6 protein-coding genes and 4 pseudogenes are annotated in these 10,664 nt (G+C 66.7%); 4 read left to right on the forward strand and 6 right to left on the reverse strand.

The window, feature by feature from the left end; all coding sequences use genetic code 11:
• Positions 1-79: 79 nt before the first annotated feature.
• Genes ACZ4MF_RS47980 through ACZ4MF_RS47990 form a run of 3 tightly spaced genes read right to left on the reverse strand, consistent with a single transcriptional unit; the run spans position 80 to position 1,003 of the window.
• Positions 80-304: an IS3 family transposase gene (locus ACZ4MF_RS47980; RefSeq protein ID WP_467500656.1), complete on the reverse strand. Its 225-nt coding sequence runs from the start codon at positions 302-304 to the stop codon at positions 80-82.
• On the reverse strand, positions 301-609 hold the full coding sequence (locus tag ACZ4MF_RS47985; RefSeq protein WP_467500657.1) for a transposase: 309 nt from the start codon (positions 607-609) through the stop codon (positions 301-303). The genes ACZ4MF_RS47980 and ACZ4MF_RS47985 overlap by 4 nt, the downstream gene beginning before the upstream one ends.
• A complete protein-coding gene (locus ACZ4MF_RS47990) occupies positions 572-1,003 on the reverse strand; it encodes a hypothetical protein (protein ID WP_467500659.1) in 432 nt (143 codons plus the stop codon). The genes ACZ4MF_RS47985 and ACZ4MF_RS47990 overlap by 38 nt, the downstream gene beginning before the upstream one ends.
• 1,397 nt (positions 1,004-2,400) lie before the next feature.
• Between ACZ4MF_RS47990 and ACZ4MF_RS47995 the strand changes: the two genes are divergently transcribed.
• The 3 genes and pseudogenes from ACZ4MF_RS47995 to ACZ4MF_RS48005 all read left to right on the forward strand — a co-directional run.
• Positions 2,401-2,622, forward strand: coding sequence for a hypothetical protein (locus ACZ4MF_RS47995; protein ID WP_467500660.1), 222 nt, complete (start codon positions 2,401-2,403; stop codon positions 2,620-2,622).
• Positions 2,623-2,776: 154 nt separating this feature from the next.
• Positions 2,777-5,209: an ATP-binding SpoIIE family protein phosphatase gene (locus ACZ4MF_RS48000; RefSeq protein WP_467500662.1), complete on the forward strand. Its 2,433-nt coding sequence runs from the start codon at positions 2,777-2,779 to the stop codon at positions 5,207-5,209.
• A 2-nt stretch (positions 5,210-5,211) separates the two neighbouring features.
• A pseudogene (locus ACZ4MF_RS48005) lies at positions 5,212-5,387 on the forward strand (transposase); the annotation flags it as partial.
• A gap of 37 nt (positions 5,388-5,424) precedes the next feature.
• On the opposite strand, the gene ACZ4MF_RS48010 reads toward ACZ4MF_RS48005, so the two are convergent.
• Positions 5,425-6,735: a DUF3500 domain-containing protein gene (locus ACZ4MF_RS48010; RefSeq protein WP_467500664.1), complete on the reverse strand. Its 1,311-nt coding sequence runs from the start codon at positions 6,733-6,735 to the stop codon at positions 5,425-5,427.
• A gap of 255 nt (positions 6,736-6,990) precedes the next feature.
• Positions 6,991-8,431: pseudogene (locus tag ACZ4MF_RS48015) on the reverse strand (NF041680 family putative transposase).
• Positions 8,432-8,626: 195 nt separating this feature from the next.
• On the opposite strand from ACZ4MF_RS48015, the pseudogene ACZ4MF_RS48020 reads away from it, so the two are divergent.
• Positions 8,627-8,806, forward strand: a pseudogene (locus ACZ4MF_RS48020) (ISAzo13 family transposase); the annotation flags it as partial.
• Positions 8,807-8,862: 56 nt separating this feature from the next.
• Here ACZ4MF_RS48020 and ACZ4MF_RS48025 read toward each other — a convergent pair.
• Positions 8,863-10,437, reverse strand: a pseudogene (locus ACZ4MF_RS48025) (aromatic amino acid lyase); the annotation flags it as partial.
• Positions 10,438-10,664: the final 227 nt, after the last annotated feature.

Raw genomic sequence — 10,664 nt, forward strand, 5'->3', positions numbered from 1 at the left:
TCACCCGCAGCCGCCTCGGACGCCTCGTCCGCCAAGGCTTCCTCACCCAACCCGGACGAGGCCGCTACCAGAAACGGACTTAACGCCCACTGAGGACGGCGTGTACGCGCGGCGAGCCGTAATTGCCGCCGGACTGCGCGTGGATCTCCTTGATCCGCCCGGTCAGTTCGACGTCGCGGCGCCGCCGTTCGCACGGTTCCTTCTCTGCGCGGCGCCAGCGGTAGTAGGTGGAGGAGGCGATGTGCAGTTCCCGCAGGACGCACTCGACTCCCAGGCGGGGATGCTCGTCGAGGAGCGCCGTCACCTGGGCCGGGTCGGGTCGAGTTGCGCCGCGAAAAAAGCCGAGGCCGTCCGCAGGACGTCGTTGGCCCGCTTGAGCTGGGCGTTCTCCTTGCGTAGGGCCACCAGCTCGGCCCGCTCGTCGGTGGTGAGCCGGTCATCGCGCTCGCCGGCATCCGCCTCGGCCTGCCGGATCCAGCCGCGCAGGGCCTCGGGATGCACGCCGAGATCAACAGCCAGCTTCTTGATCTGCGGCTTCGGGTCGGAGGTCCGGTACATCCGTACCGCACGCTCACGCAACTCCAGCGGGTATTTTCTGGGGGCGGCCATGGTCGATGTTCCTCTCATGAGAACCATCTGACCCTCTGTCAGCACACTCCGCATCTCGGGGGAACCTCACTTCGATGTCTCGCAGCCCGCCGGGTGCCGACGGTGCGTAGACCTCCTCAAACAGACGCGTCCCGTCGGTGCCGACGAGTTCGGCGTGTTGCTCGCGGGGCTGCTTGCCCTTGGGTAGACGGTAGTCCTCGGCCCGGTGCTCGTAGCGGTCGAACCACTCCGGCGGCACCCAGCTCGCCAGCCACTCGGAATCCGCCGAGGCCAGCGCGTTGAGCGCGGCCCGCAGTGTCTCCCCGCCGGTCTCCGGCCTGCTCAGGGCCCATACCCCGCAGTCCCCCTGAAACAAGATCGCCGGACTCCACGAAACTCGGGGCAGCTCAGTCACGATGGAGACGACGCCACCAGGCACGCGCCCGCCAGAGTCACTACGAACGGCGCGGCTGCCTCTTCGCCGCAACGCGGTGGGGAAGTTCGTCCCGCCCACCTGGCGCACCGCTACACTCCACGCCACCAGGCCGCTGACCAGCCCGGATACCAAACTACGGCTGGAGTACTAGTTGCGCGCGGCGCTCCGGCAGCCGCCGACTGAACGTTTGTTTGCCGCTAAACTTACGTCACCTGTCTCGACTCGCCTCCGCGAGGGGGCGTATCCGGCCAAGACATCATGCCGATTCGGTTGCGTGCGTACCCCGTCAGTCATATCGTTTGCGGCCAAATGATGTACGCCTCTGACGCCTCGCCCACCAGGCTCGATGCCGCACAGCGCTGAGTGGAGTGATGGCTCTCCCCCCACTCCCGAGGAGCCCCACCGTGAGTGCATACAACCGCCGCAGATGTATCAACCGGCCAAGCCACTCGTCGGCCAGGGCATCGACATCGCGAGCATCAGTCATCCCCTCACCGGCTCCGACCGCGGACAGGACATCCCGCCGGGCCACCTGCCTGACACGACCAGTCCCCGTATGACGTCCTACCGCGCACCCTTCGCTGTCGAACGATGAGGCATAACGCTGGTGACGCCACGTGACCGACGAGAAGTCGGCAACACGCCCAGCCAACCCTGGCCTCTACCCTCGCCGCGGACCGACTGCAAGGAAAATCCCCATTTCTCATGACCCTGCTCGGGCAATGCCGAAGAAGATCACCCCGCCTGCGTTCGGAACTGGACGCCGCAGCCCTCGGGCAGGTCTGCCGGCACCCGAGCACTCCCGCCTCCCGTGGACAGTCCAATATCGCCATTGCTCTCATGGAAAAACTTCTGGATCAGCCGGGACCGCCGCGCCCACCGGATCGGCGTACTCGCCGAAACAGCGGAACGGGCCACCCTCAGAACGTGACACAGGCAACGCCCCCGGGAGCACAACGCCGTCACTCCATGCCTGGTCGGACCTGGCCCATGCCCACGAGGACGGCTCATTCGCCGATGCCGGGGCGAGATGAACAGCTGCCGCCGGGCAGCAGAGCTCGCACCAACCGACCCGACACCATGGGTAGTGTTTCTGGCCGTCTTGCGTCTGCAGCAACGCCCTACACCCGCACTGGCGCCCGTACGGCGGGAGATCAAATCGCGCGATCCGTGGAAGCGGATCTCCAAGCGCTGCGATATCCGTCCCTTCGAGTGCGACTCAAAAGGACAGATCCTGGAATTCGACGGGCTGCGAAGCGCACCCTCTTACTTACGCTCCCGGTGACCGGGGTGGAACTCGCCGCACACATAGACAAGACCATACGCTGCCCCAGGGTGAGATCGAGGCTCCGCGCATCCATCAGTAGTCGGCGCGGGTGGACTCACGGCACGTACTCAAGCAGGTGCCCGAGCACTGGCACAGGCCCGGGGCGGTCATCCACACAGCAGCTCTGACCGATCCGAACCTGCTCGCCTTCGCCCTTGTCTGCACCCGCCGATTCGTCGAAGCCACGCAGATCCTGAACGTACTCGAAGGCACCGCGACCGCCTGGCGGTGGGGCCTGGACCAGGACGCACTGGAGATGTTCGCTTCATGACACAACCGACTCATCCCCTGACGCGGAGCAGCCCGACGCAGTGGACGAGGCCGGCCAAGCGAAGTCTCACCAAAGAACGGACATTGTGCTAATTTCACATCTGGCACCATTTCTGGCTGCCGGGCACCATTTGCCCAAGCGCAGGAGCGACGGGATGCGCGACCTCAGCTTCCATTGGGACTCCAACGAATTGCCCGAGCTCGGGGCAGAGGCCGATGTCCTGGTGGACGCGAGCGGCAGGGTGGCGGGGTGGAGCACCGGAGCCGTGGAACTGCTCGGCTACCACGCGAAGGACATCCTGGGGCGTCCGGCCACGGACCTCCTGCACAGCCGAACAGACGCCGCCTTCCTGCAGCGCTGCGCGGAAGCAGAAACCCGGCGGCTCGGGCCGGTGGCTCTGCGGCACAGTAGCGGGAAGCGTATCGATGCCGAGGTGTGGGCCCGCCCGATGACCTCGGCGGCGGGGGAGCCTTCGTGGCTGTTCCAGGCCGCCAGCGCCGAGACCATCCGAACCTACGAGTTCGGCCAGGCACTGCTTAGAGGGCTATTTACCGAGTCTCCGTTCTCTATCGATGTCTTTGACACCAGGCTGCGGTTCGTGGCGCACAACGAGACGAACCGCCGTTCCGGAGTGTTCCGGGGCAGCGATTTCGCCGGGCGCACGATGCGTGAAATGGCGCCTCCGGGCTTCCTGGACATGGACGCCTTCGAAGCCCGGCAGCGGCAGGTTCTCGACAGCGGACAAGCGCTCATTCACACGGAGGTAGCCGGCCGCATCGTGGCGGGTGGCCCACCCCGGGAATTCGTCTGGGCAGAGTCCATCCTCCCGCTCAAGGACCGCACCGGCGCGGTGATAGCGCTGGCTCACGCGGTGTTCGACGTCACCCAAGAGGCCCGTTCCCGGGAGCGGTTGGCCCTCGTCAACGATGCGAGCACACGCATCGGCCGCACCTTGGATCTGACCCGCACAGCGCGCGAGCTCGCTGACATCGCCGTACCGCAGTTCGCCGACTGCGCCTACGTGAACCTGCTGGACCGCGTGTTCGGTGGCGAGGAGCCGGTGCCCGGTCAGCCGCCGGAGGCGATGGTGCTGCGCCGGGCCGCGCACCGCAGCGTGCTCCGGGAAGGGGTACTACCGGAGGCGGTAGCGGAGGGGGAGATCGACAGGTTCTCAACGGTGCCCGGCTCGCCGTTCACCGAGGCGCTCACACGCGGGGAGTCGGTGCTGCTGAGCGGCGACGAACTGGATGCCGCGCTCGTACCAGAACAAGCCGCGCTGGCGAGGGAGCTGGGGGTCCACTCCTGGCTGCTGGTCCCCATGTTCGCCCGTGGCGCCGCGCTGGGCACAGCGGTATTCGTGCGGTTCCAAAACCCCCGCCGGTTCGAGGTCGACGATGTCCTGCTGGCCACGGATTTCGTGGCGAGAGCGGCGGTCTGCGTGGACAACGCGCGCCGCTACGGTCAGGAACGGGCGACAGCACTCGCCCTTCAGCGCAGCCTGCTGCCGCAGCGCCTGCCGTCTCCCACGGCGGTGGAAGCCGCCTGGCGGTACCTGCCTGCCAGCGGGCACACAAGTCTGGGCGGCGACTGGTTCGACGTGATCCCGCTGTCGGGAGCACGCGTGGCGCTGGTGGTGGGCGATGTCATGGGCCACGACCTGCACTCCGCAGTCACGATGGGCCGCCTGCGGACCGCAGTGCGCACTCTGGCGGACCTCGACTTGGCCCCGGATGAACTGCTCATCCATCTCGACGACCAGATGAACCGGTTTCTCGACGAACGAGGCGCCGAGGACCTCCAGCGCTGTGCCGCGGCAGGAGCCACCTGTCTGTACGCGGTCTACGATCCGGTCTCCCGGCGCTGTGTCATGGCGCGCGCCGGGCACCCGCCCCCGGCGGTGCTGTCCGCGGACGGGAAGGTGTCCTTCGCCGACCTGCCCGAGGGTCCGCCCCTGGGCCTGGGCGGCGCCGTCTTCGAGTCGTCCGAGGTCGAACTCGCGGACGGAGACTTGCTGGTCCTGTACACCGACGGCCTGGTGCAGTCTCGGGAGCGGGACCTCGGCACGGGGCTGGACCTGCTGCGCGACACACTGTCAGAGACACCACCCTCTTCCACCGCAGAAGAGGTGTGCAACATTTTGGTCGGCCGTCTCCTTCCGGAGCACGGCCGGGACGACATGGCCCTTCTGGTAGCCCGGCCACAAGGACTGCCCGAGGACCACCACGCGACCTGGAGTTTCGCGGGGGACCCGGAACTGGTCGCGCAGGCGCGCAAGCTGGCGACCCAGCAGCTTGAGCAATGGGGACTTGAGGAGGTGGCATTCGTCACCGAGATGGTGGTCAGCGAGCTGGTGACTAACGCGATCCGCTACGGCAGCGAGCCCATAACCCTGCGGCTCATCCGCGACCGCAACCTGATCTGCGAGGTCTCCGACGGCAGCAGCACCTCCCCGCACGTCAGGAGAGCTGAGGAAACGGACGAGGGCGGGCGCGGCCTGTATCTGGTGGCCCAACTGACACAAAGCTGGGGCACTCGTTACGGCGCGCGCGGCAAGACGATCTGGGCCGAGCAGGCCCTGTACGGCTGATCGGGACCGCTGCCGGCGACAGCGAGACCGAGGCATTCTGGTCCGAGTTCCTGCGCTCCTTGCGCGGGCGCGGCCTGAGCGGGGTGCGCCTGGTCATCGCGGATCACCACAGCGGCCTGGCCAAGGCGATCCGCAGGTCATGCTCCGCGCCGCGTACCAGCGCTGTCGTGTCCATTTCACAGGCCCGTCACGGCTCATTGACGGGCCCGTTCGGCTCACTGGTGGTGCGGGGAGGAGAGGTAGTGCTGGCGCAGCAGTTCCCGGCCGTAGTCGTTGCCGTTGGGCGTGCGGATGACGGAGTGGACGTGCTTTTGGGTCGGGCCGTCCGCCCGTGTCTTGCCGTACGCGCCGCCGAGCGGGCCCGGCGCCTGGCAGTCGACCTCGATCCAGAGGACGGGACTGTGCACCCGCATGTAGAAGGGGTCGTCGTCGCCGGTGCCGCCGATCCAGGCGGCGTAGGTGTCGTCCAAGTGGGCGCGGATCTCGGCCATCCGCACCTTCGCGGCGTCCGCCTTCGCGCGGTCCACGAAGGCTTCGGCGACCGAGAGGAGCTTCCGCTTCTGGACCGCGGTCAGCTCGGTGGCGCGGATGCCGGCGTACGCCAGTATCGCGTTGTCGGCAAAGGCGCCCGCCTTCATGTCCTCGTTCGCCTTCGTCTCCGAGACGATCGCGGTCTTCTGCTGGTCCGCGCTGAGCGACTGGATGAACGTCAGGCTCGCCTGCACCTCTTCCTGGCAGACCGAGACGGTCTCGCCGTCGATCTCGAGGGAGGTGGGCTCCGAGCCCCAGAAGCAGGGGCTCATCACGACCTGCCCTCCCAGTACGAAGTAGTTGACGACCAGGTGATGGCCGTCGAGCTGGAAGCCCCACGGCTCGGTGGTCGACGGGGTGCCCATCACGGTCCAGTAGAAGAGGACGTCGTTGAAGTTGTCTGTCTTGCCGAGCAGTTCACCGGCCGCGTTGTTGATACGGCGGATCTTCTCGGTGGTCTGGAGGCCGTCCGCGCTCAGCGCCGCCTTCAACAGGGCTGTGGCCAGCGTGTTCTGGTGATCCGTCAGGTCGGCCAGGGATATGCCCCGCCGCTTGAAGCTGCCCGGATCGAGGTTGCTCCACTGCCGCCACTCGGTGGAGCGGACGCTGAACTGCGTGGCCTTCTTCTGAGTGTCGGTGAGTCCGGCCAGGAAGGCCTGCGCGGCCACGACGACCGGCGCGGTGTCGACGCTCCTGGAGTGGATCGTGAAGAGGTCGTCGATCTGCTTGCCGTCGGCGGTCAGACCATAGAAGTCCTCGGCGTTGTTCTGACCGCCGAGGGTGCCACCGCCGCCGCCCGGCGCACGCGTGGAGCCGGCGCTGGGGGACGGGGTAGAGCTGCCACCGGCGGAGGGAGAGGCAACGGAGGCATCGTCGGCGAACGCGATCCCGCCCTCGCCGTCCATCGCGGTGAACGCCGCGGCGCCGCTTGCGACGAAGACCCTGCGCATGAAGCTGCGCCGGTCCGCCTCTCGGTCCATGTGGGCGTCGGTCATTTACGCTGCACCTCATTCTCGTCGATGCTGTGGCAGGTTTACAGCCGCTGTGCAGCTGACTATGAGGGAGGGAAATGAGAGCTCTATGAATAACCCCACGAAGGAAAAATATTGGCTAGTTTTCACTGGTCAAAGGTGTAGGGTTAGCTCTTTAGATAGGCGGATATATTTCCCCGACAACTCCGCATGGAGCCGGTAGTGGGCGCGGGTGCGGTTCCAGACTGCGTCCTGTTGGGCCCTGGCTAAGCTTGACGTTTATGCAGCTTTGCTGCTTTTGATAGCTGTCGCGAGGTTCGGTCTGTCCTGTTTTCCGACGGGGTGCTCGCGTGCACGGTGCTTGTTCTTCATGCCGGTTGGCCGACCGGGGCCTGCAGTGGTGAGTTTCGGTGCGCTGGCCGGCTGAGGGGCTTTCCTGTGGAGGCGGCGAAATCCTCTACGGACACGTGCGGGTGTGAGGCGCTCTTGACGTGCTGGCCGCTCCCAGGGTTTGCGGAGGTCTTCTGCGAGAGGCCGGGCAAGACGGAGTTGGGTGTGTGCGGCAACGACGAGCCAGGTCCAGCGATCGGCGGCGGTCGGCTCGCGGAGTTTGGGAGTGGTCCACCCCAAGGTCTGCTTGAACATCCTGAAGGTGTGCTCAAGATCGAATCTGCGTAGGAACGCCTGCCAGAGCCGGTCCACATCTCCAGCAGTAGCTGTGGTGACCGACCACCACAGCCAGACCGGCCTGGGGCTGCGCTCTCCACGGAGACGGTCGACCTGAAGACGGATGACAGTGCCTTCGATGACCGGCAGCTCTCCTTCGGGGTAGTCGGCCCAGCCCCGAGCGCCGAACCAGCAGCGGGTGCAGGCGGTCCCAGGCTGTAGCGACGGCCTTCCCGTAGTGGGTGGTCTCAGTCACCGTGGTCACGGACGGGACTGGCTGAGTGGCTGCATCCTCGAACGCGAACTCCGCCCCGCGCTTGGGCTTGCGGCCGCGTTTGCCCGCCGGCTCCGGCTCGGGAGGGAAGTACAGGACGCGGTCCGAACGCATCCGGCCCAGCAGCTCAACGGGCAGGTCCGCGAGCAGGAAAGCCAGGCGAGTCACGTCATAGCCAGCATCGACAACAACCAGAACGGGCGGGTCGCCAATCCGCCACTGGCCTGCCACATACAACCGCTGGAAAACTTCCCGCACCTGGGCGGCGGTGACGGCGATGATGTCGTCCCACGGACACAGCCGGACCACGTCCAGCACGGCGGTCCACGACGTCCGACCCTGCTCCAGGGCAGCGACGAAAGAGTAGGGCCACCCGGGAATCATCTGGGCCGAGCCCCTGCCCCGACCGTATGTGTGACAGAACAACCGGTCCGGGCTGGTATTCGCATCCGGCCGCAGCCAGTTGCTCACATCGACCGCCAGGACCAGCCGCCCCTCCGTCGTCCGGGGAAGCGGTAACCCTGCCAGCGCCCTACGCAACCGAGACACGTCAAGACGCCCACGGTTCAACCCGCCGTACAACGCGCCATGCCCGCGCCGATGTTCAGGTGCCAGGGACAGTTCGACCAGCGTCTTCACCGGGCCGTCCGAACACAGCAAGGCGTCACTCAGCTCGAACAAGGCGTCGGGCCGCTGGGTCAGACAGGCGTAGAACTCCGTCCGGAAGCATGACAGTTCAGCAAACGCATCCCGCGGGACATCCCGCTGCAGCAGACTCATTGCTACGGCCTTCGTACTGGTCAAGTGCCTCTGTGACGGAGCACAGGATCAGGCGAAGGCCGCTCTCATGTCAGACACTCAGACGAAGACGTCGGCAAGTTCGAGGCCGTGTTCGACCACGGACGATAAACGTCAAGCTAAGGGATCGTAGAGAATCAACACGTTGATTCGCGGTGTTTCTGTCGTTGGTGTGGTATGCGCATACTGAGCGAGGTTCGTGACCAACTCGCCCTGAGAAGCGGGGTGTTGTTTCCCCATCTGAATGAGCGGCAGCAGCGGCTGGCGCTGGCCTCCGAGGCCCGGCTGCTGGGGCATGGCGGGGTGAGGGCCGTCGCGCGTGCCGCGGGGGTGAGCGAGACGACGGTGCGCAAGGGAGCCTCGTGCAGGGCGAGCGCACCCTGCCCGGCGGCCAACGGGCTTGCGCCGCACAGCACATGCCCGTCCTTCGGGCCCAGTGCGGCCGGGGTGAGACCGGCCCGGCGCAGTGCCGTGGCGCCGTCGAGCACCTCGCCGCCGAACTCCGCGGTGCCCTCGCCGATGACCACCAGACCGACATGGGCCATCTGGCACAGATCGGAGGCGCCGATCGAGCCCACCTCGGGGATCACCGGATGCACCCGCGAATTGAGCATGTCGACGAGCAGCCGCGGGATCTCCGGCCGCACCCCGCTGCCGCCGCCCGCGATGCCGTTGACGCGGGCGAGGACGGCGGCGCGTACGACGGGGATCGCCAGCGGTTCGCCGACCGCGTTGGCGCGCCCTCGGACCGTACGCACGCTGAACAGCGCCAGTTCGGCGCGTGGCAGCGCGTATGACGAGCGGGTGCCCAGACCTGTCGTCAGACCGTACGTCGGCACCCGGCGGTCGACCACGTCGTCCACGACGGCCCGTTCGCGCTCCAGGCTGGGCAACACCTCTCCCGCCAAGGCGACTTGGGCGCCGTGGCACGCGACGGCGACGACATCGTCGTAGGACAACGTTTTCCCGTCGACGGCGATCCCCGTCATGAGAACCGCAGCTTCTGACCGAGACCCGCGCTCCTCGGCCTTCCTCAGCATGGCCGCGCCCAGCGCGATGCCGGAGAGGGAGAGGCCGCGGTGCCAGAACAGGTTGGTCTCCTCCGCGCTCTCGCGGCCGGGCTTCTTGCCGACGGCGATCTCGCCCAACTGCCCGTGCAGGTTGCCCTTGTTGAGCTTGCCGGAGTCCACGTGCCGGCGCAGCGCGCCGAACGGGCCGGCGTGTGCCTGGCCCCAGTCGTCCATCACGATCTTGTCCATGATGTCCGTGAGGTCGAACTCGACGGCGCTGTGCACCCCGTAGGGCACGACCAGCGAGCCGGAGGCGATCCACTCGGTCTTCAGCAGCGGCTCCGGGCGTTCCAGGCGGGACGCCTCCACCACGATGTCCGCGCCCTCCACGCAGCTCATCCAGTCCTCGGTGACGATCACGGGCTTGCAGAGCTCTCGCTGCAGACGCTCGGCGAAAGCCTCGCGGCTCTCGGGGCGGCGCGAGTGGACGCGTGTCTCGTCGAGGTCGAAGATCCGGTCGAGCAGCCGGACGTTCCGGTACGAGGTGGCGCGGGCATCGATGTGGCCGAGCACCTTGGCGTCCGGACGGGCCAGGTGACGTGCCCCCGAATGCGGTGAGGGCCCGGTGCGCGTCTCGGTGATCGCGGTGGCGTCGAGCACGGCCCCAGGCATGCCGCTGCGGGGGTTGAAGAGGTTGAGCAGCGCCATCTCGGAGGGCAGACCCTGCTTGCAGTTGTCGACATAGTCGCCCACGATCTTGACCCCGGCCAGCGCGAGCGGCGCGATGTAGCCGCGCAGGACATTGAATTGGCCGTTGAATGCCGGATCGGGCATGAGGTGGACGCGCGGTTCGATGACCGTTTCTCCGAGGCCCTGGGCGCGCAGCCCGTCCTCGACGGCGTCGAGTATCTCGATGTCGGTCAGCCCGAGCTGTTCGATGTCCGAGCCGTTCAGGAAAGTGAACCAGACCGGATTCACGGGGTCTCCCTACGTCTGAGCTGGCACTTTGCAGGACACATCGTGCGTGGAAGATGACCATTCCGGGCCTCCCTGGCTTGATTTCGCACGAACGTAACGCGCCGTTTACAGAAGGGCATTGACTGCCCATTCAGAGCTTGTCTCACGTGGTGCGGGATGGGTGCGGCATGATGTCTTGCCATGGGTGTTGGTTTGTCGCAGCGGTTGGTTCCTGACGAACTCTGGTC

The sequence above is a fragment of the Streptomyces sp. NPDC025793 genome (assembly GCF_055558375.1).

Bases quoted from the DNA above. Each gene is read 5' to 3' on its own strand.
- ACZ4MF_RS47985 (WP_467500657.1), bottom strand. From the start codon at position 609: ATGGCCGCCCCCAGAAAATACCCGCTGGAGTTGCGTGAGCGTGCGGTA.
- ACZ4MF_RS48010 (WP_467500664.1), bottom strand. From the start codon at position 6,735: ATGACCGACGCCCACATGGACCGAGAGGCGGACCGGCGCAGCTTCATG.
- ACZ4MF_RS48000 (WP_467500662.1), top strand. From the start codon at position 2,777: ATGCGCGACCTCAGCTTCCATTGGGACTCCAACGAATTGCCCGAGCTC.